We start from the raw sequence: 21,868 nt of genomic DNA, 5'->3' as shown, positions 1-21,868 counted from the left end.
GGTGGACATGCCAGCGGCGGTACGAATTCTCGTACCGCCGCAACCCTTTCCCGGGGGTTTTGCCGGGACTCCCTACGCCGCTCCCCGCTGCAGCGCCTCGCACACAGCTGTCGACTCACGCGCCCCCAGTTCGACCGCCCGGCCGCAGTGGGCGATCCAGGCCGCCATGCCCTCGGGGGTGCCGGAGACATAGCCGTCGAGCGCCGCCAGGTAGGCCGCGCGGCCCAGCTCGGCGTGGCCGACCTCCGCCGGGCAGACGGACTTCGGGTCCAGGCCGCTGCCGACCAGGACGATACGTTCGGCGGCGCGCGCCACCAGACCGTTGTGGGAGGCGAAGGGGCGCAGCGCCAGGAGTTCGCCGTGTACGACGGCCGCCGTGACCAGCGCGGGGGCCGAACCGCCCGACCGTCGCCCACCACCGCCCTGGTCCGAGCTTCGCGCCCCTTCGATTCCGATGATCAGCTCGGAGAGCCCTTCGAGTCGGCCGGAGACCTCCGCCGCGCTTGGCAGCGGCAGCTCGATGAGCGGCTCGTCGACCGGCTCGCCCGCCTGGCGCGGACGCCCGACCTCGTCGCCCGTGGTCGCGGCCGCCACCAGGTGCAGCCGGGCCAGCACCCGCAGGGGCGACTGCCGCCAGATGGACAGCAGTTGGCCCGCCTCGGCTGTCAGGCGCAGGGCACTGCCCATGACGCGCGCCTCGTCGTCGCCGCTGAAGTCGGTGCGGCGGCGCACCTCCTCCAGGGCCCAGTCCGCGCCGGACAGCGCCCCCGAGCCGCGTGCACCGCGCAGGGCGGCCTCGGAGGTGATCTCGGTGCTGCGGCGCCGCATGACCCGGTGCCCGTAGACCCGGTCCACGGCCTTGCGCACGGACTCCACGGACTCGGCCACACCGGGCAGCGAGCCCAGGGCCGCGAGCGGATCGGCGGTCGCGCCTGTCGTACTCATAAGTACGACCCTACGCAGCCTGGGCTCAGACTCCACGAAGGAGTGGTCTTCTTCACGCTCACATACCACCCACAGCTACTGCACCACTACGCTCGGTGAACATGAAAATTGCTTTCGTCGGAAAGGGCGGCAGCGGCAAGACCACCCTGTCCTCCCTGTTCATCCGCCACCTCGCGACCACCGGAGCGCCGGTAGTCGCCGTCGACGCCGACATCAACCAGCACCTGGGTCCGGCCCTCGGCCTGGACGAGGCGGAGGCCGCCGCGCTGCCCGCGATGGGCGAGCGACTGCCGCTGATCAAGGATTACCTGCGCGGCTCCAACCCACGGATCGCCTCCGCCGAGACGATGATCAAGACGACCCCGCCCGGCGAAGGCTCCCGGCTGCTGCGGGTCCGCGAAGACAACCCGGTGTACGACGCCTGCGCCCGGCCGGTGGAACTCGAGGGCGGCACCGTCCGTTTGATGGTTACCGGCCCCTTCACGGACGCCGACCTGGGGGTCGCCTGCTACCACTCCAAGACGGGAGCGGTGGAGCTGTGTCTCAACCACCTCGTCGACGGCTCCGACGAGTACGTCGTGGTGGACATGACGGCAGGCTCGGACTCCTTCGCCTCCGGCATGTTCACCCGCTTCGACATCACGTTCCTCGTCGCCGAACCGACCCGGAAGGGGGTCTCCGTCTATCGCCAGTACAAGGAGTACGCCCGCGACTTCGGCGTCACCCTGAAGGTCGTCGGCAACAAGGTTCAGGGTCAGGACGACCTCGACTTCCTCCGCGCCGAAGTCGGGGACGACCTGCTGATGACGGTGGGGCACTCGGACTGGGTGCGTGCGCTGGAGAAGGGCCGGCCGCCCCGGTTCGAGCTCCTGGAGGACGCCAACCGTCACGCCCTGAGCCGGTTGCAGTCGGCCGTCGACGCGACGTACGAACTGCGCGACTGGGAGCGCTACACACGTCAGATGGTGCACTTCCACCTGAAGAACGCGCAGTCGTGGGGCAACCAGCGCACCGGGGCCGACCTGGCGGCGCAGGTCGACCCCTCCTTCGTCCTCGGCGAGAGCGTCGCGGCAACCGCCTGAAGGCTACCGCTGCTTGGCCGTCGGCGCCCCCGGCACGCCCTTCGGGGGCGGGGCCGGGTGGCCCGACAGGAAGGACGCCCAGCCCTGCTTCGGGGCCTCGCCGACTGCGAGGGAGCGCAGCTTCTGAAGGGTCTTGGGGTCCTGGGCGTCCAGCCAGTCGGCGAGTTGGCGGAAGGACACGCAGCGCACGTCGGGCTTGCTGCAGACGCCCTTGATGACCTCCTCGACGGCCCGCATGTAGGTGCCGCCGTTCCAGGACTCGAAGTGGTTGCCGATGATCAGGGGCGCGCGGTTGCCGTCGTAGGCCCGGTGGAAGCCCGTGAGGAGGCCGTCGCGCATCTGGTCGCCCCAGAAGTCGTGCTTGGCGGGGTCACCCTGGGTCCTGGTGCCCGACTGGTTGACCATGAAGTTGTAGTCCATCGTCAACTGCTCGTAGGAATGCCCGGGAAACGGCACGAGCTGCATCGACAGGTCCCACAGGCCTTCCTCCTTCTTCGGCCAGACCTGGTCGTTGACACCACTGGTGTCGTAGCGGAAGCCCAGCTCGCGAGCGGCCGTCATGAAGTTCTTCCGGCCCTCCAGGCAGGGTGTGCGGGCTCCGATGAGCTCCTTGTCGTAGTCGAAGGGCAGCGGGGATGCCTCCTTCATGCCGGTGTTGGTCTTCCAGGACTTCACGAAGTGCTTCGCCTGGGCGATCTCGTCCTTCCACTCCTCCACCGACCACTCGCCGACTCCGCCGCCACTGCCGCAGAAGTGGCCGTTGAAGTGGGTGCCGATCTCGTTGCCCTCCAGCCACGCCATGCGCAGCTGCTTCACGGTTTCGGCGATGCCCTCCTCGTCGTTGAAGCCGATGTCGGAGCGCCCCGGGGAGTGCTGCGGCGGCCGGTACAGGTCGCGCTTGTCCTCCGGCAGCATGTACACGCCGCTGAGGAAGTACGTCATGGTCGCGTTGTTGGCCCTGGCAACCTTGCGGAAGCGGGAGAACAGCTTCTGGCTGTCCTCGCCGGCGCCGTCCCAGGAGAACACCACGAACTGCGGAGGCTTCTGGCCCGGCTTGAGGCGTTCGGGTCTGGGCAGGTGGGGCTGGGCTCCTGTGTAGGAGGTGGAACCGTCGCCGATCAGGCGGACTGCGCTCCTGGGCGGCGCCTGGGCGGGCTTCGCCTTCTGCGGCCCGGGCGCTCGTTCCCTGGAAGCGTCGCTGCCGATCGCGCAACCGGCCAGGGATGCGGCACAGACCGCGGCGATCACGGCGCCCGCGGCGATCCTCTGGGTGGCGGCCATGTTCCGCCCACCTACTTCCTTCTCTCGGCCGACGCCGGTGAGGGCGTTTTGTGGCCGCCAAGCTCGCACGGGACCGAGAAGGAATTAGTACGACAAGCCGATCAAGTGGCCATTTCACTCCCCTGGGTGACTTATTAGGTCATTTGCCCGGAAAGTCTATTCCCGCCCTTTACTCTGCATTACGATCCATTTACTGAGCGTTGAATCATCCCGCCGCTGCACGCCGTGACCCACGGCCGCCGACCCGACCCCCCGCATCGATCGGGGGACCACCAGATCCGCGACCGCGCTGCCCCGGAGGAGACGGGAAAAAATGTCAGCCTGCGTCCCCACTCGCGCCGCCGACTCGACTCGGCCGAAGCACATCCACCCACCCCACAGCCCGCCGCCGTCCCCGCCCCGCCGCTTCCGCGTCGCGGGCGCCGACGTGTCGGCCTCGATCGCGGTCTTCCTGATCGCCCTGCCTCTGTCTCTCGGCATCGCCCTCGCCACCGGCGCGCCCCTCCAGGCCGGACTCGTCGCAGCCGCCGTCGGAGGCATCGTCGCCGGCCGGCTCGGCGGCACCCCGCTCCAGGTGAGTGGTCCCGCCGCCGGGCTCACCGTCGTCACCGCCGACCTCATCCAGCGCTACGGCTGGCGGACGACCTGCGCCATCACCGTCCTGGCCGGCGTCGCCCAACTCTGCCTCGGCTGCCTGCGCGTGGCCCGCTCCGCCCTCGCCGTCAGCCCCGCGATCGTGCACGGCATGCTCGCCGGCATCGGCGTCACCATCGCCGTCGCCCAGCTGCACATCGTCCTCGGCGGCACCCCCCAGAGCTCCGTTCTCGACAACGTCCGTGCGCTGCCGGCCCAGTTGGCGGGTCTGCACCCGGCCGCCATGTCGGTGAGCGCGCTGACCCTGGCCCTGCTCCTGCTCTGGCCGCGGATTCCCGGCCGGGTCGGACGCCTGCTGCGTGCGATCCCGGCCGCGCTCGTCGCCGTCGCCGGAGCCACCGCCGCCTCATCGCTCGCCGGGCTGACCCTGCCCAAGGTAGACCTGCCGTCCTGGCGCAGCCACGCCCTGGCCGGGCTCCCCGAGGGACCGGTACTCGGCGTGGTCGCCGCCGTCCTCACCACCACGCTGGTGTGCAGTGTGCAGTCGCTGCTCGGCGCGGTCGCCGTGGACAAGCTGGTGGCCGGCCGCCCCGGCCTGCCCGCCCGCGTCGGACGCTCCGACCTCGACCGCGAACTGCTCGGACAGGGCGCCGCCAACATCGTCTCCGGCTCGCTCGGCGGACTGCCCGTCGCGGGCGTGGCCGTGCGCAGTTCGGCGAATGTCCAAGCCGGTGCCGTCAGCAGGAACTCCACGATGCTGCACGGCGTTCTCGTAGTAGTCGCCGCGCTGCTGATGGTCCCGATCCTGGAGCTCATCCCGCTCGCCTCGCTCGCCGCACTGGTGATGGCCGTCGGCATCCAGATGGTGTCCCTGCACCACATCCGCACGGTGACACGCCACCGAGAAGTGCCGGTGTACGCCGTCACGACACTCGGCGTGGTCCTCCTCGGCGTCCTGGAGGGCGTGACGCTCGGCATCGCCGTGGCCGTCGCCGTCGCCCTGCACCGCCTCACCCGCACCCGCATCACGCACGAAGAGAGGGAAGGAGTCCATCACGTACACGTACGAGGACAGCTGACGTTCCTCGCGGTGCCCCGGCTCAGCCGGACCCTGCACCTCGTACCCCAAGGCACCAAGACCGTCGTGGAGTTGGACGGTTCGTTCATGGACCACGCGGCGTACGAGGCAATGCAGGACTGGCAGAACACGCACACCGCGCGGGGCGGCTCCGCCGAATTCACCGGGCGCCGCGCCGGGATCCGGATCGGCGAGCCCGGAACCACGAGCGACCTCCACCCCGAGGACGGAGACACCGAGTCGGCGGCCAAGGCGGCCAACACCGCCGACTGCCGCTGCCGCCCCTGGACGGCCTGGCGCAACCACCAGTGCGACCGCCCGCAGGCCGCGCCGCCCCACGACGGACGGACGGGCAGACCCGGTACACACAACACAGCGGGCGCGCCCGGCACGCCCGGCGAGGCCGGCGGGCACGAACTGGCGCGTGGCATCAGCGCGTTCCAGCGCCACACCGCACCACTCGTGCGGGGCGAGCTGGCCCGGCTGGCGCGCGAGGGGCAGCGACCGTCCCAGCTCTTCCTCACCTGTGCCGACTCGCGCCTCGTCACCTCGATGATCACCTCCAGTGGTCCGGGCGACCTCTTCGTGGTGCGCAACGTGGGCAACCTCGTTCCGCCGCCCGGTCAGGAGAGCGGGGACGACTCGGTGGCGGCCGCGATCGAGTACGCGGTGGACGTACTGAAGGTGCGCTCCATCACGGTGTGCGGGCACTCCGGATGCGGGGCCATGCAGGCGCTGCTCAACTCCGAGCCCGGAGGCGCCCAGACGCCGCTCAAGAGGTGGCTGCGGCACGGGCTGCCGAGCCTGGAGAGCATGGCCGACGACAGTCGGCCGTGGGCCCGACTGGCCGGACGGGCACCCGCCGACGCGGTCGAGCAGCTCTGTCTGACCAACGTGGTCCAGCAGTTGGGGCATCTGCGCGCCCACGAGTCGGTCGCCCAGGCCCTGCGGGAGGGGGCGCTGGAGCTGCACGGGATGTACTTCCACGTCGGCGAGGCCCAGGCGTACCTGCTCACCGGGGTGGGCGGGGAAGATGTGTTCGACCATGTTCGGGCGGCTGATCTCTCGGCGTGATGCCGAGGCCCACTGCGGGTGGGCGGCCCCTCGGGGTTGGGGGCGCACACCCGTGGTGCACCTGGGGGACGTCTGGCGGGGCCGGGCCGTCGGGGCGTCGGCGACCCGCCCGGCCGCACCAGATGTCACCGGGTCCATCACGCGCCGGTGGAACTCCTTCGCTCGGGCCGGAGTGTGAAAGGCGTTACATGGGCTGAACTCTGCCTGGTCGGCGTCCGTGGGTACGGATGACCCCGCGGCGCCGGAACGGACGTACACAGACCCACGCACAGGTCTAAACCAATTTTTCGTCGGCCCTTGTCACCGGGCCGCCGGGTCTGATGAGCTGTGGCCTGGGACACAGCGGACAACCCTGGGATTGGGAGATGTCGTGAGCAACGAAAGCCTGGCCAACCTGCTGCGCGAGGAGCGCAGCTTCGCACCCCCCGCCGACCTGGCCGCGAACGCCAACGTCACCGCGGAGGCGTATGAGCAGGCCAAGGCTGACAGGCTCGGCTTCTGGGCCGAGCAGGCCCGTCGGCTGACCTGGGCAACCGAGCCGACCGAGACACTCGACTGGTCGAACCCGCCGTTCGCCAAGTGGTTCAAGGACGGCGAGCTCAATGTGGCGTACAACTGCGTGGACCGGCATGTGGAGGCCGGGAACGGCGACCGGGTCGCCATCCACTTCGAGGGCGAGCCCGGCGACAGCCGCGCCATCACCTACGCCGAGCTCAAGGACGAGGTCTCCAAGGCCGCGAACGCCCTACTGGAGCTGGGGGTTCAGAAGGGCGACCGAGTCGCCGTCTACATGCCGATGATTCCCGAGACGGCGATCGCGATGCTCGCGTGCGCCCGGATCGGCGCCGCACACTCCGTCGTCTTCGGCGGTTTCTCGGCGGACGCGCTCGCGACCCGTATCCAGGACGCCGACGCCAAGGTCGTCATCACCACCGACGGCGGCTGGCGGCGCGGCAAGCCGTCGGCCCTCAAGCCGGCCGTCGACGACGCGGTCGCCCGCGTGGACAACGTCGAGCACGTCCTCGTCGTCCGCCGTACCGGCCAGGAGGTCGCCTGGAACGACAACCACGACGTGTGGTGGCACGAGATCGTCGACCGGCAGTCCGCCGAGCACACGCCGGAGGCGTTCAACGCCGAGCACCCGCTGTTCATCCTGTACACGTCCGGGACGACGGGTAAGCCGAAGGGCATCCTGCACACCTCCGGCGGCTACCTCACGCAGACCGCGTACACCCACCACGCCGTCTTCGACCTCAAGCCGGAGACCGACGTCTACTGGTGCACCGCCGACGTCGGCTGGGTCACCGGGCACTCGTACATCGTCTACGGCCCGCTGGCGAACGGCGCCACGCAGGTCATGTACGAGGGGACGCCGGACACCCCGCACCAGGGCCGGTTCTGGGAGATCGTGCAGAAGTACGGGGTGACCATCCTGTACACCGCGCCCACGGCTATCCGTACGTTCATGAAGTGGGGCGACGACATCCCCGCGAAGTTCGATCTGTCCTCGTTGAGGATCCTCGGCTCCGTGGGTGAACCCATCAACCCCGAGGCCTGGATGTGGTACCGCAAGCACATCGGGGCCGACAGGACGCCCATCGTCGACACTTGGTGGCAGACCGAGACCGGCGCGATGATGATCTCGCCGCTGCCCGGTGTCACCGCCACCAAGCCCGGCTCGGCGCAGACGCCGCTGCCCGGCATCTCCGCGACCGTTGTCGACGACGAGGCTCGTGAGGTGCCCAACGGGGGCGGCGGTTACCTCGTCCTCACCGAGCCGTGGCCGTCGATGCTGCGCACCATCTGGGGCGACGACCAGCGGTTCCTCGACACGTACTGGTCGCGCTTCGAGGGCAAGTACTTCGCCGGCGACGGCGCGAAGAAGGACGACGACGGCGACATCTGGCTGCTGGGCCGGGTGGACGACGTGATGCTCGTGTCGGGCCACAACATCTCCACCACCGAGGTCGAGTCGGCCCTCGTCTCCCACCCGTCGGTCGCCGAGGCGGCCGTCGTCGGCGCGGCGGACGAGACCACCGGGCAGGCGATCGTGGCCTTCGTGATCCTGCGGGGCACGGCGAACGCGGAGGACGAGGGCCTCGTCGCCGACCTGCGCAACCACGTCGGCACCACCCTCGGCCCGATCGCCAAGCCGAAGCGGATCCTGCCGGTGGCCGAGCTGCCGAAGACCCGGTCCGGCAAGATCATGCGCCGCCTGCTGCGGGACGTCGCCGAGAACCGCCAGCTCGGTGACGTGACGACCCTGACGGACTCGACCGTCATGGACCTCATCCAGGCGAATCTGCCGGGGGCTCCCAGCGAGGACTGAGTACGGCCCTCAGGGGCACCCGGTGACAAGCGCGCCGGGTGCCCTTTTCACACCTAACGTAGGGATCGCCGGATTCGTCCCGGTGCACTTTAGGTAGACTAAACAAACAGGTGCGCCGGGAAGTCTGGTCGGCATGTGCTCAGTGCTGCCCACCGACCGGAGGTCTCCCCCCGTGACCGCGCCCCGCCCCACCGCCCCCCGCAAGGTCCTCGGCCGGCTCTCCCTCCCCGAGCGGACCTTCGTCGCGGACGCGTTGCGCACCGAGACCGTCGGCGGTGTCCTGCTCCTCGTCGCCGCGGTCGCCGCTCTGATCTGGGCGAACATCCCCACACTGCACGACAGCTACGAGAGCGTCAGCCACTTCCACCTCGGCCCCGAGACCCTCGGCCTGAACCTGTCGATCGAGCACTGGGCCGCCGACGGGCTTCTCGCGGTCTTCTTCTTCGTCGCCGGCATCGAGCTCAAGCGCGAACTGGTCGCCGGCGACCTCAAGGACCCCAAGGCGGCCGCGCTGCCCGTCGTCGCCGCCCTGTGCGGGATGGCTGTACCGGCACTCGTCTACACGCTCACCAACGTCACCGGCGGCGGCTCGTTGCAGGGCTGGGCCGTCCCCACCGCCACCGACATCGCCTTCGCGCTCGCCGTGCTGGCCGTCATCGGCACGTCCCTGCCGAGCGCCCTGCGCGCGTTCCTTCTGACGCTCGCGGTCGTGGACGACCTCCTCGCGATCCTGATCATCGCGGTCTTCTTCACCGACAGCATCGACTTCGCCGCCCTCGGTGGCGCGGTCGTCGGCCTCGCCGTCTTCTGGCTGCTGCTGCGCAAGGGCGTACGCGGCTGGTACGTGTACGTCCCGCTCGCGCTCGTCATCTGGGCGCTGATGTACAACAGTGGGGTCCACTCCACGATCGCGGGTGTCGCGATGGGCCTGATGCTGCGCTGCACGACCCACGAGGGCGAGGAGCACTCCCCGGGCGAGCACATCGAACATCTCGTACGTCCGCTCTCGGCGGGCTTGGCCGTGCCGCTGTTCGCGCTGTTCAGCGCGGGCGTCTCGATCTCCGGGGGCGCGCTGGGCGACGTGTTCACCAAGCCGGAGACCCTCGGCGTGGTCCTCGGTCTCGTCGTCGGCAAGGCGCTCGGCATCTTCGGCGGGACCTGGCTGACGGTCCGCTTCACCCGGGCCTCGCTCAGTGACGACCTGGAGTGGGCCGACGTGTTTGCGGTGGCGACCCTCGCCGGCATCGGCTTCACCGTGTCGCTGCTCATCGGCGAGCTGGCCTTCGACGGCGACGCGACACTGACGGACGAGGTCAAGGCGGCCGTCCTCATGGGGTCCGTGATCGCGGCCCTGCTGGCGACCGTGCTGCTGAAGATACGGAACGCCAAGTACCGCCGCCTGTGCGAGGCCGAGGAGCGCGACGACGACCTCGACGGCATCCCGGACATCTACGAGGAGGACGATCCGGAGTACCACCTGCGGATGGCCGCCATCTACGACCGCAAGGCAGCCGAGCACCGCCGGATCGCCGAAGTGAAGGTCGCCGAACGCCACGCGCTTGCCGAAGTGGCGGGCGGGGCAAGCGATGAGGACGGTCGTCCGGCATGATCTGACGGGACGGCACAAAAGGACCGTTCCCAGTTCAGGCACATCAGTCAGGCACACAGCAGAAAAGGGAGAACGCGATGAGCGCACCCGACGGCAGCCCGGTCGGCGCCGAACGCAGCATCGGCCAACTGTTCGCCTCGGCGACGACCGAGATGTCCGCGCTGGTGCACGACGAGATCGCGCTGGCGAAGGCGCAGCTGAAGCGGGACGTGAAGCGCGGCGCGACGAGCGGCGGCGCGTTCACGGTGGCCGGGGCGGTCCTGGTCTTCTCGCTGCCGATGCTGAACTTCGCGCTCGCGTACGGCATCCGCACCTGGAGCGACTGGAACCTCGCCGTCTGCTTCCTGCTGTCCTTCGCGGCGAACGTGCTCGTCGCGCTCGTCCTCGCCCTGATCGGCGTCGTCTTCGCGAAGAAGGCCAAGAAGAGCAAGGGCCCGCAGAAGGTCGCCGCCTCGATGAAGGAGTCGGCGGGCGTCCTGCAGAACGCCAGGCCGCACCCGCGCCCGGCGGCCCTGGAGGACGGGCTGCCGGAAGCGAAGGCCATCGAGGCTGTGGCACGCTCGTCCTCATGACGGATCCCGCCACACCTTCGGCCCAGCCCGCGTCGGTCGTACGACCGGACGGCCCCTGGACGCACCGGGAGGTCGCCGCCAACGGCGCGCGCTTCCACATCGCGGAAATGGGCGACGGGCCTCTGGTGCTGCTACTGCACGGTTTCCCCCAGTTCTGGTGGACCTGGCGGCACCAGCTGCCCGCACTCGCCGACGCGGGCTTCAGGGCGGTCGCCATGGACCTGCGCGGCGTCGGCGGCAGCGACCGCACGCCACGCGGCTACGACCCGGCCAACCTCGCCCTCGACATCACCGGCGTGATCCGCTCCCTCGGCGAGCCGGATGCCGCGCTGGTCGGCCACGACCTGGGCGGTTATCTGGCGTGGACGGCGGCCGCCATGCGCCCGAAGCTCGTACGGCGGCTCGCGGTCGAGTCGATGCCGCACCCCCGGCGCTGGCGCTCGGCGATGCTCTCGGACGTCAAGCAGACGACCGCCGGTTCCTACATCTGGGGTTTCCAGCGGCCCTGGATCCCGGAACGGCAGCTCACCGCCGACAACGGCGCGCTCGCCGCCCGTCTCATCCGCGACTGGTCGGGCCCGCGCCTGCCGGACGACGACGCGGTGGACGCGTACCGCCGCGCGATCTGCATTCCCTCGACCGCGCACTGCTCGATCGAGCCGTATCGCTGGATGGTGCGGTCGATGGCGCGTCCGGACGGCATCCAGTTCAACCGGCGGATGAAGCGGCCGGTGCGCGTGCCGACCCTCCACCTGCACGGTTCGCTCGACCCGGTGATGCGGACGCGGAGCGCGGCCGGCTCGGGCGAGTACGTCGAAGCGCCCTACCGCTGGCGGCTGTTCGACGGGCTGGGGCACTTCCCGCACGAGGAGGACCCGGTGGCCTTCTCCACCGAACTCATCAACTGGCTGAAGGATCCCGAACCCGATCGGTGACCGTGCCGATGCGCCCGGTATCCGGACCCGGCGTCCGGGCCTGAACACGCGTCCTACGAACGGCCACTTGCCCGGCGCATAGGCCAATTGGGGGGCCTGGGGGCGGTTATCGACCTTGGGGCAGGGGCACACGTCGGTGTATGGGCTGGACGCACGACTACAGTGACGCGGCACGCAATCGACGCTCGGGCAGCGGCCTGGGCTCCCACCAACGAGGGGGTGCCCCGCACATGGCGGGCACGGACCTGAGGGTGGGCATTCCGCGCATTCTGCGCCGCCGGGCCCGCTGGGTCTCGGTACGGCTGCGTCATCCTCGAGGCTGACACCTCCGCGCCTCAGAGCGCGCAGCTGTCGCTGTCCACCTGCTGGTTCGCGGTACGCCCCTTGGTGATGTCCTCCTGGATCTCGTCGGCGGTGAGCGCGTAACCGGTCTCGGGGTCGTCGAGGGACTTCGCGAAGACCACGCCGTACACCTTCCCCTGGGGAGTGAGCAGCGGGCCGCCGGAGTTGCCCTGACGGACGGTCGCGTACAGCGAGTACACGTCGCGGCGCACGGTGCCGCGATGGTAGATGTCCGGGCCGTTGGCCGTGATGCGGCCGCGCACGCGCCCGGCACGGACGTCGTACGCCCCGTTCTCCGGGAAGCCCGCGACGATCGCGCCGTCACCGCCGGCCGCGTCCTTCGTGGTGAACTGCAGGGCGGGCGCATCCAGGTCGGGTACGTCGAGTACGGCGATGTCGCGCTGCCAGTCGTAGAGGACGACCGTCGCGTCGTACTTCCTGCCCTCACCGCCTATCTGGACGGTGGGCTCGTCGACGCCGCCGACGACATGCGCGTTGGTCATGACGCGGCGCTCGCCGAAGACGAAGCCGGTGCCCTCCAAGACCTTGCCGCAACTCTGGGCGGTGCCCATCACCTTGACGATGGAGCGCTGGGAGCGCGTGGCGACGGCACTGTTGGCCAGGGCCGGGTCGGGCGGCCGGACGTCGGTGATCGGCTCGCTGGAGAACGGGCTGAAGACCTGCGGGAAGCCGTTCTGCGCGAGGACCGAGGAGAAGTCCGCGAACCAGGTGTCGGCCGCTTCGGGCAGCGCCCGGGAGACCCCGAGCAGCACCTTGGAGCTGCGGACCTCCTTGCCGAGCGTCGGCAGCGTGGTGCCGGCGAGGGCCGAGCCGATCAGCCAGGCGACCAGGAGCATCGCGACGACGTTGACGAGGGCCCCACCGGTCGCGTCCAGGGCGCGGGCCGGGGACCAGGTGATGTACCGGCGCAGCTTGTTGCCGAGGTGGGTGGTCAGGGCCTGGCCGACGGAGGCGCAGACGATGACGACGACCACCGCGACGACCGCGGCGGTCGTACTGACCTCGGCGTTGTCGGTCAGGGCGTCCCAGATGACGGGCAACAGGTAGACGGCCACGAGACCGCCGCCGAGGAAGCCGATCACCGACAGGATACCGACGACGAAGCCCTGGCGGTAGCCGACGACGGCGAACCACACGGCGGCGAGCAGCAACAGGATGTCCAGCACGTTCACCGCTTCAAGCCTCGCCTCGTCACTTTGCACAGCACGGCAGACACCCTGTCATGCGCGCCAGTCGAGAGGGACCTGCTTGTCCCGGTCCCAGGGCCGCTCCCAGCCCGAGTAGTGAAGCAGCCGGTCGATGATTCCGGCCGTGAACCCCCAGACGAGGGCTGATTCGACCAGAAATGCCGGGCCCCGGTGACCGGCGGGGTGAACGGTGGTGGCGCGGTTGTCGGGGTTCGTGAGATCCGCCACGGGGACGGTGAAGACCCGCGCCGTCTCGTTCGGGTCGACGACTCCGACGGGGGTCGGCTCGCGCCACCAGCCCAGCACGGGCGTGACGACGAAGCCGCTGACCGGGATGTACAGCTTGGGCAGTACGCCGAAGAGCTGGACACCGGCCGGGTCGAGCCCGGTCTCCTCCTCGGCCTCGCGCAGGGCAGCACGCAGGGGCCCGTCGCCCTTCGGATCGCCGTCCTCCGGGTCGAGCGCGCCGCCGGGGAAGGAGGGCTGCCCCGCGTGGGAGCGCAGCGAGCTGGCCCGCTCCATGAGCAGCAGTTCGGGGCCGCGCTCGCCGTCGCCCTCGCCGAAGAGGACGAGGACGGCGGACTGGCGCCCCGCGCCGTCCTTCGGTGGAAGGAAGCGGCTGAGCTGCAGCGGCTCGACCGTCTCCACCGCGTGCACCACCGGATCCAGCCAGGCGGGCAGGCCCTTCTTGCTGAGTGTCACCGAACCGCCCTGTGTGTTGCTCGCGCGCGTCATCGCCACCCCCGTCGTCCTGCTGGATCCAACGCCCGGCGGCCCCGAGATCGTTCCTGGGAACGCACCCACAAGCGCGCCCGAGGGCGTGTCATCCCGCCCCCAGCGGCGGCGCGGGTTTCCCGCCCGCGTCCAGATATGCCTGCGGGGGCTTCAGTCGCTGGCCCGGGAAGCCGCCCTTCTCGTACTTGAGGAGCTTCTGCGCCTTCTCCGGGTCCGTCTCGCCCTCGCCGTACGCCGGGCAGAGCGGGGCGATGGGGCAGGCGCCGCAGGCGGGCTTGCGGGCATGGCAGATACGGCGGCCGTGGAAGATCACGCGGTGCGAGAGCATCGTCCACTCGCTCTTGGGGAAGAGCGCGCCGACGGCGGCCTCGATCTTGTCGGGGTCGGTCGCGTCGGTCCACTGCCAGCGCCGCACCAGCCGCTGGAAGTGCGTGTCCACGGTGATGCCGGGCCGTCCGAAGGCGTTGCCCAGGACGACGAAGGCGGTCTTGCGGCCGACGCCGGGCAGCTTGACGAGGTCCTCGAGCCGGCCGGGGACCTCTCCCCCGAACTGCTCCACCAGGGCCTTCGACAGCCCTGTCACCGACTTGGTCTTGGCCCGGAAGAAACCGGTCGGGCGCAGGATCTCCTCGACCTCCTCCGGGTTGGCCGCCGCCAGGTCTTCGGGCGTCGGGTACTTGGCGAACAGACCGGGCGTCGTCTGGTTGACCCTCAGGTCGGTGGTCTGGGCGGACAGGACCGTGGCGACGACCAACTGGAAGGGATTCTCGAAATCCAGCTCCGGGTGGGCGTACGGATAGACCTCCGCCAGCTCGCGGTTGATACGGCGGGCCCGGCGGACCAGGGAGGTACGCGACTCGCTCTTCTTCACCGGGTTCGCCTTCACCGGACGCGCCGCAGCCACCGCTTTCACCGGAACCTTCTTTGCCGCTTTTGCCGTTTTCTTTCCGCCGGCAGGGTTCTGTTCGCCCACGGCGGAATCTCGACGTACAACCACCCGCCCAGCCCCCTCGGCCTGTGCTCTCACCGGCGATTTGGACACCCGGCCAGCCTAGAGCCCGGCACCGACATCCGCCCCGGACCCTGAAGATCGGCCCCCAATTGGACCCCTGCCGCTTACCCCGGGACACGTGTGCGGCATCCTTGTGACAGATCACACTGTTTGGACCGTCCGGCAAAATGGGGAACACGGACCCCTGGTACGCGGGGAGCAAGATCCCCTGAGCAGGTCGACAAGGAGAGAACTCGTGGACGACGTTCTGCGGCGCAACCCGCTCTTCGCGGCTCTCGACGACGAGCAGGCCGCCGAGCTCCGCGCCTCCATGAGTGAGGTGACCCTCGCGCGTGGTGACTCGCTGTTCCACGAGGGCGACCCCGGAGACCGGCTCTACGTCGTCACCGAGGGCAAGGTGAAGCTCCATCGCACCTCCCCCGACGGCCGGGAGAACATGCTGGCCGTCGTCGGCCCCGGTGAGCTGATCGGCGAACTGTCCCTCTTCGACCCGGGCCCGCGCACGGCGACCGCCACCGCGCTGACCGAGGTCAAGCTGCTCGGCCTCGGCCACGGCGACCTCCAGCCCTGGCTGAACGCACGCCCCGAGGTGGCCGGCGCCCTGCTGCGCGCCGTCGCCCGCCGACTGCGCCGCACCAACGACGCGATGTCCGACCTGGTCTTCTCGGACGTCCCTGGCCGTGTGGCCCGCGCGCTGCTCGACCTCTCCCGCCGCTTCGGCGTGCAGTCCGAGGAGGGCATCCACGTCGTCCACGACCTCACGCAGGAGGAGCTGGCCCAGCTGGTCGGCGCGTCCCGCGAGACCGTGAACAAGGCGCTGGCCGACTTCGCGGGCCGCGGCTGGCTCCGCCTGGAGGCGCGCGCCGTGATCCTCCTGGACGTGGAACGGCTCGCCAAGCGTTCCCGCTAGGCGTACGTCGACAAGGCCCCGTCTCCTACTGAGGCGGGGCCGTCGTCATGACCGCCTGGGGCCTCAGCACCGTAAATGAGCGGCTCGGGCCTCCCCTTCGCGGCACAGTGATCGCATGGCCGAAAACGCTGACCCCCGCGGTCTCGACGCACAGGGCTTCATCGCCCGCGAGGGCTCCCTCGGACGCGTCCCGCACGCCTTCCGCCCGGTGGTCGCAGCCGCCCGCGACCGGCTGCTCGACACGTTCGGGGCCCGGCTGCACAGCGCGTACCTCTACGGGTCGATTCCACGCGGCACCGTGCGCGTGGGGCGCAGCGACCTGGACCTGCTGGTCGCCCTCCACCAGGAGCCGACCGAAACGGACCGGTCCGAGGCCCGCGCCATCGACAAGACGCTCGACAAGGACTTCCCGCAGATCGACGGGGGCGGGACGCTGCTGGTCAGCCGGGCGCAAGCACTGAGCGACCTGGAGACGTACGACCTGGGCTGGTTCATCGCCTGTCTGTGCACCCCGCTGCTCGGCGAGGACCTCGCCGAGTACCTCCCCCGCTACCGCCCCGACTCCCTGCTCGCCCGCGAGACCAACGGCGACCTCGCCCTCTTCCTGCCCCGCTGGCGGGACCGCATCGCCGCCACCGCCGACACGGACGAGGCCCGCCGCCCCTTGGTCCGCTTCATGTCCCGGCACCTCGTCCGCACCGCCTTCACGCTCGTCATGCCCCGCTGGAACGGCTGGACGAGCGACCTGCGCGAGATGGCCGAGGTCTTCGCCGAGTACTACCCCTCGCGCGCGGAACAACTGCGCACGGCGGCCATCCTCGGCCACGAGCCGACCGGCGACCCGGCCGTCCTGCGGTCGTACGTCGACGACCTGGGACCGTGGCTCGCCGTGGAGTACGCGCGCGTGCACGGCGTCAAGGCTCCCAGGCCCTAGATGAGCCCGTGCTCCTCCAGGTACTCCAGCTGCGCCCGTACGGACAGCTCGGCCGCCGGCCACAGAGACCGGTCCACGTCGGCGTACACATGGGCGACGACCTGGGCGGGCGTCCGGTAGCCGTCTTCCACGGCCGTCTCGATCTGGGCGAGGCGGTGGGCGCGGTGGGCGAGGTAGAACTCGACGGCGCCCTGGGCGTCCTCCAGGACGGGCCCGTGGCCCGGGAGCACCGTGTGGACCCCGTCGTCGACCGTGAGCGACCTGAGGCGCCGCAGGGAGTCCAGGTAGTCGCCGAGGCGGCCGTCAGGGTGCGCCACGACGGTCGTACCGCGGCCCAGGATCGTGTCACCCGTCAGCACGGCCTGATCGGCCGGGAGATGGAAGCACAGGGAGTCCGCGGTGTGCCCGGGAGTCGGTACGACCCTCAGCTCCAGGCCACCGACCCGGATCACGTCCCCGGCGGCCAGCCCTTCGTCCCCCAGCCGCAGCGTCGGGTCCAGGGCCCGCACCTTCGTGCCGGTCAGCTCGGCGAAGCGGGCGGCGCCGGCCGCATGGTCCGGATGGCCGTGAGTGAGGAGCGTCAGGGCGACGTGCTTGCCGGCCTTCTCCGCCATGTCGACGACATTGCGCAGGTGGCCGTCGTCCAGCGGGCCCGGATCGATCACGACGGCCGACTCCGAGCCGGGCTCCGCCACGATCCAGGTGTTCGTGCCGTCCAGGGTCATCGCGGAGGGGTTCGGCGCGAGGACGTTGACGGCGCGCGGGGTGGCGGGACCCGACAGGGCCCCGCCCCGCGGCTGGCCGGGTAGGGCTGCTGCGTCCGTCATGCGGGGGCTCCACCGGTCGGGAGGTCGGTCGGGATGTGCTTGGTGAACTCCTCGTGCCCCGGCCATGACAGCTCAATCCCGCCACCCTTCAGGCGCGCCTTCGCCAGGACGGGCGTCAGATCCCGCTCCAGGGCCGCGGCGAGCGCCTCGGCGGCGGTGCCGTACGGCATCAATTGCCGAAGCGTCGCGATCGTGGGCGGCATCATCAGCAGCTCACCCTCGTCGTACGAGCCTGCCGCGTCCTCGGGCCGGATCCACACCGTGCGATCGGCCTCCGTGGAGGCGTTGCGCGTGCGCTGGCCCTCAGGGAGGGCGGCGACGAAGAACCACGTGTCATAGCGCCGGGACTCGAACTCAGGGGTGATCCAGCGCGTCCAGGCACCCAGCAGATCCGAACGCAGCACCAGACCCCGCCGGTCCAGGAACTCGGCGAAGGACAACTCACGGTCGACCAGGGCTGCCCGGTCCGCCTCCCAGCCCGCGCCCGTGGTGTCACCGACCACGGAATCCGATGCCGGGCCGGCGAGCAGGACGCCCGCCTCCTCGTACGTCTCCCTCACGGCCGCGCAGACGATCGCCTGAGCCGCCGCCTCGTCCACGCCGAGCCTGTCCGCCCACCACGCGCGCGTAGGGCCCGCCCACCGGACGTGGCGGTCGTCGTCACGGGGATCCACACCGCCGCCCGGGTACGCGTACGCGCCTCCGGCGAAGGCCATGGAGGCGCGTCTGCGCAGCATGTGCACGGCGATGCCGGCGTCGGTGTCCTTCAGGAGCATGACGGTGGCCGCGCGCTTGGGGCGGACCGGCGTAAGCGTGCCGTCCGTCAGGGCGCGGATACGGTCAGGCCACTCCGGGGGGTACCACTGCCCGTTTGCCATGGGCGGAGGCTATCTCGTGGTGCGCGGATGTTCGAGAGCGGTCGGTCTCCCGGCCCCCACCGTTACCGGCGTCCCTGGGGGCTCCGCCCCCAGACCCCGGCCTATGCCCACCCACCACCCGACTCGGTCGGCCAAGAGGTGGATTTCGCCAGACCGCCACCGGCGCCGCAAGGTGGACGCTCCCGCACCCGCGTACGGCGGCAAGGGGACGTGTCGGGGGGTTTCCGCCCGCAGGGTTGGCGCGTCAACACCGGCAAGTCGGTGAACGACCGTTCCGCGCCGTTCCGAGGACGGACACCCCCCCGACACGTCCCCGACCCCCAACGCACCCGTAGGCGCACCCCACACCCGCCCTACGCCCCCGTCAGCTCCACCTGGACCTCAACCTCCACCGGCGCATCCAACGGCAGCACAGCCACGCCCACCGCACTCCGTGCGTGCACGCCCTTGTCGCCCAGCACCTCGCCCAGCAGCTCGCTGGCCCCGTTGATGACCCCGGGCTGACCGGTGAAGTCGGAGGCGGACGCCACAAAGCCGACCACCTTGACCACCCTCGCCACCCGATCCAGGTCACCCGCGACGGACTTCACGGCGGCCAGCGCGTTCAGCGCGCACGTACGCGCCAGCTCCTTGGCCTCCTCGGCCGTGACCTCCGCACCGACCTTCCCGGTGACCGGAAGCTTGCCCTCCACCATCGGCAGCTGCCCGGAGGTGTACACGTACACACCGGACTGCACAGCAGGCTGGTACGCGGCGAGCGGCGGTACGACCTCCGGAAGCGTCAGCCCCAGCTCGGCCAGCCGCGCCTCGACCGAGCTCACGCCTTCGCCCGCTTCAGGTAGGCCACGAGCTGCTCGGGGTTGTTCGGCCCGGGCACGACCTGGACAAGCTCCCAGCCGTCCTCGCCCCAGGTGTCCAGAATCTGCTTCGTGGCGTGGACGAGCAGAGGCACGGTTGCGTATTCCCACTTGGTCATGTGGCCGACTTTAGCCGCTGCCGCGCACCGGCCAGACGGCCGACCTCACCGAGGTTATCCACAGCCCCCCGCTTAGCCCGCGCACGGACTGGTTACGCTCGAATACGTGAGCAGGCTCCAGGTCGTCAGCGGCAAGGGCGGGACCGGAAAGACGACGGTCGCCGCCGCCCTAGCGCTGGCCCTCGCGACGGAGGGGAAGCGGACGCTTCTCGTCGAGGTCGAGGGTCGGCAGGGCATCGCGCAGCTCTTCGAAACGGAGACGCTGCCTTATGAGGAGCGGAAGATCGCCGTCGCTCCAGGGGGCGGGGAGGTGTACGCCCTCGCCATCGACCCCGAACTGGCCCTTTTGGACTACCTCCAGATGTTCTACAAACTGGGCAGCGCCGGCCGGGCCCTGAAGAAGCTCGGCGCGATCGACTTCGCGACCACCATCGCGCCCGGCCTCAGGGACGTACTCCTGACCGGGAAGGCGTGCGAGGCGGTGCGCCGAAAGGACAAGAGCGGCCGGTTCGCGTACGACTACGTCGTGATGGACGCCCCGCCCACCGGCCGCATCACCCGCTTCCTCAACGTGAACGACGAGGTCGCGGGCCTTGCGAAGATCGGCCCGATACACAATCAGGCGCAGGCCGTGATGCGGGTGCTGAAGTCTCCGGAGACGTCGGTCCACCTGGTGACGCTCCTTGAGGAGATGCCCGTCCAGGAGACCGCGGACGGGATCGCCGAGCTGAGGTCGGCGCGGCTGCCGGTGGGACGGATCATCGTCAACATGGTGCGGCCCGAGGTGTTGGACGCGGCGGAACTGGAACTCGTACGAGCCGTGCCGCGTACGGCGGTGGCGCAGTCGCTGTCCGCGGCCGGACTCGGCGGAGCGCGACGCGGCGGGCACGCCGAGCGGCTCGTGGACCCGCTGTTGCAACAGGCCGAGGAGTACAGCGAGCGGTACGCGTTGGAGCACGAACAGCGGGCCGTCCTGGGCGAGCTGGGCCTGCCGCTGCATGAACTGCCGTTGCTCGCCGAGGGCATGGACCTGGCGGGCCTGTACGAACTCGCCACCGAGCTGCGGGAACAGGGGATGTCATGAGCAAGGGGATGTCATGAGCAAGGATCCGGCCCTCGTCCAGGAGGGCACGCGTCACCGCCTCTCCCCCGCGCGCGTACTCGACCTCGACCCCCTGCTCGACGACCCGAGAACCCGCATCGTCGTGTGCTGCGGCTCGGGCGGCGTCGGCAAGACGACCACCGCGGCGGCCCTCGGCCTGCGCGCCGCCGAGCGCGGCCGGAAGGTCGTGGTGCTCACCATCGACCCGGCCCGCCGGCTCGCCCAGTCGATGGGCATCGACTCGCTCGACAACACCCCGCGGCGGGTCAAGGGCGTGGAGGGCGACGGCGAACTGCACGCGATGATGCTGGACATGAAGCGCACCTTCGACGAGATCGTCGAGGCGCACGCGGACGCCGACCGGGCGTCGGCGATCCTGAACAACCCGTTCTACCAGTCGCTTTCGTCGGGCTTCGCGGGCACGCAGGAGTACATGGCGATGGAGAAGCTGGGACAACTCCGCGCCAGGGGCGAGTGGGACCTGATCGTCGTCGACACGCCCCCGTCCCGCTCCGCGCTCGACTTCCTGGACGCGCCGAAGCGGCTCGGTTCGTTCCTCGACGGCAAGTTGATCCGGGTCCTGCTGGCACCGGCGAAGGTCGGCGGCCGGGCGGGGATGAAGTTCCTGAACGTCGGCATGTCGATGATGACCGGCGCGCTGGGCAAGCTGCTCGGCGGGCAACTGCTGAAGGACGTACAGACGTTCGTGGCCGCGATGGACTCACTGTTCGGGGGTTTCCGCACGCGCGCGGACGCGACGTACAAGCTGCTCCAGGCGCCCGGGACGGCGTTCCTGGTGGTCGCGGCCCCGGAGCGGGACGCACTGCGCGAGGCCGCGTACTTCGTGGAGCGGCTGGCGGCCGAGGACATGCCGCTGGCAGGTCTGGTGCTCAACCGGGTCCACGGCAGCGGCGCCGACCGGCTGTCGTCCGAGCGGGCGCTCGCCGCCGCGGAAAATCTTGAAGAGCCTCGCATTGTGGATCAGGGGGACGGGAAAGCTGGTCTTCGTAACTCTCCCGACACATACGGCAGTTCAGAGTCTCCCGCTGCGGAATCTCCCGCTTCCGAACCACCGGCTCCTGACGAAGGCTCCCCCGCCGCCACACAGGAAACGGACCCCACGCAGGACAGTGATCAGGAGATGTCCGTCGAACAGCTCACCGCAGGCCTGCTGAGGCTGCACGCCGAACGCATGCGGCTGCTCTCCCGCGAGCAGCGCACGCGTGACCGCTTCACGGCACTCCACCCCGAGGTGGCGGTGGCCGAAGTGGCCGCGCTGCCCGGCGACGTGCACGACCTCGCGGGACTGCGGGACATCGGAAACCGGCTCGCGGCCGCTCGCCCCGAGCTGCCCCAGCACGATGCCGGTGCGTGAGATGCCGGTGGCGTGAGAGCCGGTGCCCAAGACACCACTGTCTGAGACTCCGGCGTCCGAGGGCCGTGCC

20 protein-coding genes are annotated in these 21,868 nt (G+C 70.3%); 11 read left to right on the top strand and 9 right to left on the bottom strand.

All coding sequences use genetic code 11. The annotated features are described in order from the left end of the window. Positions 1 to 72 precede the first annotated feature (72 nt). Positions 73 to 945, bottom strand: a complete 873-nt coding sequence (locus tag ACFYO2_RS29160; RefSeq protein WP_388355008.1) for an oxidoreductase — start codon at positions 943 to 945, stop codon at positions 73 to 75. A 101-nt stretch (positions 946 to 1,046) separates the two neighbouring features. On the opposite strand from ACFYO2_RS29160, the gene ACFYO2_RS29155 reads away from it, so the two are divergent. Next, the gene (locus ACFYO2_RS29155) at positions 1,047 to 2,027 is read left to right on the top strand and encodes an ATP-binding protein (RefSeq protein ID WP_388355006.1); all 981 of its coding nucleotides are present in this window, start codon (positions 1,047 to 1,049) and stop codon (positions 2,025 to 2,027) included. A 3-nt stretch (positions 2,028 to 2,030) separates the two neighbouring features. Here ACFYO2_RS29155 and ACFYO2_RS29150 read toward each other — a convergent pair whose 3' ends face one another. Then, positions 2,031 to 3,308, bottom strand: a complete 1,278-nt coding sequence (locus ACFYO2_RS29150) for a hypothetical protein (RefSeq protein ID WP_388355004.1) — start codon at positions 3,306 to 3,308, stop codon at positions 2,031 to 2,033. 313 nt (positions 3,309 to 3,621) lie between these two features. Between ACFYO2_RS29150 and ACFYO2_RS29145 the strand changes: the two genes are divergently transcribed. The 6 genes from ACFYO2_RS29145 (at position 3,622) to ACFYO2_RS29120 (ending at position 11,822) form a co-directional block, all read left to right on the top strand. Beyond that, positions 3,622 to 6,054: a bifunctional SulP family inorganic anion transporter/carbonic anhydrase gene (locus ACFYO2_RS29145; protein ID WP_388355003.1), complete on the top strand. Its 2,433-nt coding sequence runs from the start codon at positions 3,622 to 3,624 to the stop codon at positions 6,052 to 6,054. Between the two features lie 370 nt (positions 6,055 to 6,424). Continuing rightward, on the top strand, positions 6,425 to 8,383 hold the full coding sequence (acs, locus tag ACFYO2_RS29140) for an acetate--CoA ligase (RefSeq protein WP_388355001.1): 1,959 nt from the start codon (positions 6,425 to 6,427) through the stop codon (positions 8,381 to 8,383). A gap of 172 nt (positions 8,384 to 8,555) precedes the next feature. Then, positions 8,556 to 9,992 carry a Na+/H+ antiporter NhaA gene (gene nhaA / locus ACFYO2_RS29135; protein ID WP_388354999.1) on the top strand — a complete coding sequence of 479 codons (1,437 nt, stop codon included), beginning with the start codon at positions 8,556 to 8,558 and terminating at the stop codon, positions 9,990 to 9,992. Between the two features lie 77 nt (positions 9,993 to 10,069). Further along, on the top strand, positions 10,070 to 10,564 hold the full coding sequence (locus ACFYO2_RS29130) for a phage holin family protein (protein ID WP_388354997.1): 495 nt from the start codon (positions 10,070 to 10,072) through the stop codon (positions 10,562 to 10,564). Beyond that, complete coding sequence (locus ACFYO2_RS29125; RefSeq protein WP_388354995.1) at positions 10,561 to 11,499, top strand: alpha/beta fold hydrolase; 939 nt, start codon at positions 10,561 to 10,563, stop codon at positions 11,497 to 11,499. The genes ACFYO2_RS29130 and ACFYO2_RS29125 overlap by 4 nt, the downstream gene beginning before the upstream one ends. Before the next feature lie 140 nt (positions 11,500 to 11,639). Further along, entirely contained in the window at positions 11,640 to 11,822 is a 183-nt protein-coding gene (locus ACFYO2_RS29120) for a hypothetical protein (RefSeq protein WP_388354993.1), read from the top strand. 12 nt (positions 11,823 to 11,834) lie between these two features. Here the strand turns inward: ACFYO2_RS29120 and ACFYO2_RS29115 are convergent, their stop codons facing one another. From ACFYO2_RS29115 to nth, 3 genes are all read right to left on the bottom strand, one after another. Further along, positions 11,835 to 13,034 carry a MarP family serine protease gene (locus tag ACFYO2_RS29115; RefSeq protein ID WP_388354991.1) on the bottom strand — a complete coding sequence of 400 codons (1,200 nt, stop codon included), beginning with the start codon at positions 13,032 to 13,034 and terminating at the stop codon, positions 11,835 to 11,837. 48 nt (positions 13,035 to 13,082) lie between these two features. Beyond that, positions 13,083 to 13,784, bottom strand: a complete 702-nt coding sequence (locus tag ACFYO2_RS29110) for an NUDIX hydrolase (protein WP_388354990.1) — start codon at positions 13,782 to 13,784, stop codon at positions 13,083 to 13,085. 88 nt (positions 13,785 to 13,872) lie between these two features. Beyond that, the gene (nth, locus tag ACFYO2_RS29105) at positions 13,873 to 14,781 is read right to left on the bottom strand and encodes an endonuclease III (protein WP_388354988.1); all 909 of its coding nucleotides are present in this window, start codon (positions 14,779 to 14,781) and stop codon (positions 13,873 to 13,875) included. Positions 14,782 to 15,031: 250 nt separating this feature from the next. Here nth and ACFYO2_RS29100 point away from each other — a divergent pair, with 250 nt between their 5' ends. Both ACFYO2_RS29100 and ACFYO2_RS29095 read left to right on the top strand, forming a co-directional pair. Beyond that, positions 15,032 to 15,706, top strand: coding sequence for a Crp/Fnr family transcriptional regulator (locus tag ACFYO2_RS29100; RefSeq protein ID WP_388354986.1), 675 nt, complete (start codon positions 15,032 to 15,034; stop codon positions 15,704 to 15,706). Between the two features lie 115 nt (positions 15,707 to 15,821). After that, positions 15,822 to 16,640, top strand: a complete 819-nt coding sequence (locus ACFYO2_RS29095; RefSeq protein ID WP_388354984.1) for a nucleotidyltransferase domain-containing protein — start codon at positions 15,822 to 15,824, stop codon at positions 16,638 to 16,640. Here the strand turns inward: ACFYO2_RS29095 and ACFYO2_RS29090 are convergent. The 4 genes from ACFYO2_RS29090 to ACFYO2_RS29075 form a co-directional block, all read right to left on the bottom strand. Beyond that, positions 16,637 to 17,467, bottom strand: a complete 831-nt coding sequence (locus ACFYO2_RS29090) for an MBL fold metallo-hydrolase (protein ID WP_388354983.1) — start codon at positions 17,465 to 17,467, stop codon at positions 16,637 to 16,639. The genes ACFYO2_RS29095 and ACFYO2_RS29090 overlap by 4 nt on opposite strands. After that, complete coding sequence (locus tag ACFYO2_RS29085; RefSeq protein WP_388354982.1) at positions 17,464 to 18,345, bottom strand: NUDIX hydrolase; 882 nt, start codon at positions 18,343 to 18,345, stop codon at positions 17,464 to 17,466. Before ACFYO2_RS29085 ends, ACFYO2_RS29090 begins: the two co-directional genes overlap by 4 nt. A 353-nt stretch (positions 18,346 to 18,698) precedes the next feature. Continuing rightward, positions 18,699 to 19,166: a RidA family protein gene (locus tag ACFYO2_RS29080; RefSeq protein ID WP_388354980.1), complete on the bottom strand. Its 468-nt coding sequence runs from the start codon at positions 19,164 to 19,166 to the stop codon at positions 18,699 to 18,701. Then, positions 19,163 to 19,321: a DUF4177 domain-containing protein gene (locus ACFYO2_RS29075; RefSeq protein ID WP_020129281.1), complete on the bottom strand. Its 159-nt coding sequence runs from the start codon at positions 19,319 to 19,321 to the stop codon at positions 19,163 to 19,165. Before ACFYO2_RS29075 ends, ACFYO2_RS29080 begins: the two co-directional genes overlap by 4 nt. Before the next feature lie 106 nt (positions 19,322 to 19,427). On the opposite strand from ACFYO2_RS29075, the gene ACFYO2_RS29070 reads away from it, so the two are divergent. Together ACFYO2_RS29070 and ACFYO2_RS29065 are read left to right on the top strand one after the other, a co-directional pair. Further along, complete coding sequence (locus ACFYO2_RS29070; RefSeq protein WP_388354978.1) at positions 19,428 to 20,405, top strand: ArsA family ATPase; 978 nt, start codon at positions 19,428 to 19,430, stop codon at positions 20,403 to 20,405. A gap of 13 nt (positions 20,406 to 20,418) precedes the next feature. Next, positions 20,419 to 21,798, top strand: coding sequence for an ArsA family ATPase (locus ACFYO2_RS29065; RefSeq protein ID WP_388354976.1), 1,380 nt, complete (start codon positions 20,419 to 20,421; stop codon positions 21,796 to 21,798). Positions 21,799 to 21,868 lie beyond the last annotated feature (70 nt).

The organism is Streptomyces sp. NPDC006602, assembly GCF_042870385.1.
In the GTDB taxonomy this organism is placed as follows: domain Bacteria; phylum Actinomycetota; class Actinomycetes; order Streptomycetales; family Streptomycetaceae; genus Streptomyces.
Note: the sequence above shows the minus strand (reverse complement) of the source record. Positions and strands in the feature narration are given on the sequence as shown.

Excerpts from the sequence above, each read along its gene's own strand:
- ACFYO2_RS29110 (WP_388354990.1), bottom strand. The coding sequence starts at position 13,784 with ATGACGCGCGCGAGCAACACACAGGGCGGTTCGGTGACACTCAGCAAG.
- ACFYO2_RS29075 (WP_020129281.1), bottom strand. The coding sequence starts at position 19,321 with ATGACCAAGTGGGAATACGCAACCGTGCCTCTGCTCGTCCACGCCACG.
- ACFYO2_RS29150 (WP_388355004.1), bottom strand. The coding sequence starts at position 3,308 with ATGGCCGCCACCCAGAGGATCGCCGCGGGCGCCGTGATCGCCGCGGTC.
- ACFYO2_RS29120 (WP_388354993.1), top strand. The coding sequence starts at position 11,640 with ATGGGCTGGACGCACGACTACAGTGACGCGGCACGCAATCGACGCTCG.
- ACFYO2_RS29160 (WP_388355008.1), bottom strand. The coding sequence starts at position 945 with ATGAGTACGACAGGCGCGACCGCCGATCCGCTCGCGGCCCTGGGCTCG.
- ACFYO2_RS29145 (WP_388355003.1), top strand. The coding sequence starts at position 3,622 with ATGTCAGCCTGCGTCCCCACTCGCGCCGCCGACTCGACTCGGCCGAAG.
- ACFYO2_RS29095 (WP_388354984.1), top strand. The coding sequence starts at position 15,822 with ATGGCCGAAAACGCTGACCCCCGCGGTCTCGACGCACAGGGCTTCATC.
- ACFYO2_RS29090 (WP_388354983.1), bottom strand. The coding sequence starts at position 17,467 with ATGACGGACGCAGCAGCCCTACCCGGCCAGCCGCGGGGCGGGGCCCTG.
- ACFYO2_RS29125 (WP_388354995.1), top strand. The coding sequence starts at position 10,561 with ATGACGGATCCCGCCACACCTTCGGCCCAGCCCGCGTCGGTCGTACGA.
- ACFYO2_RS29155 (WP_388355006.1), top strand. The coding sequence starts at position 1,047 with ATGAAAATTGCTTTCGTCGGAAAGGGCGGCAGCGGCAAGACCACCCTG.
- ACFYO2_RS29065 (WP_388354976.1), top strand. The coding sequence starts at position 20,419 with ATGAGCAAGGATCCGGCCCTCGTCCAGGAGGGCACGCGTCACCGCCTC.
- ACFYO2_RS29130 (WP_388354997.1), top strand. The coding sequence starts at position 10,070 with ATGAGCGCACCCGACGGCAGCCCGGTCGGCGCCGAACGCAGCATCGGC.
- ACFYO2_RS29085 (WP_388354982.1), bottom strand. The coding sequence starts at position 18,345 with ATGGCAAACGGGCAGTGGTACCCCCCGGAGTGGCCTGACCGTATCCGC.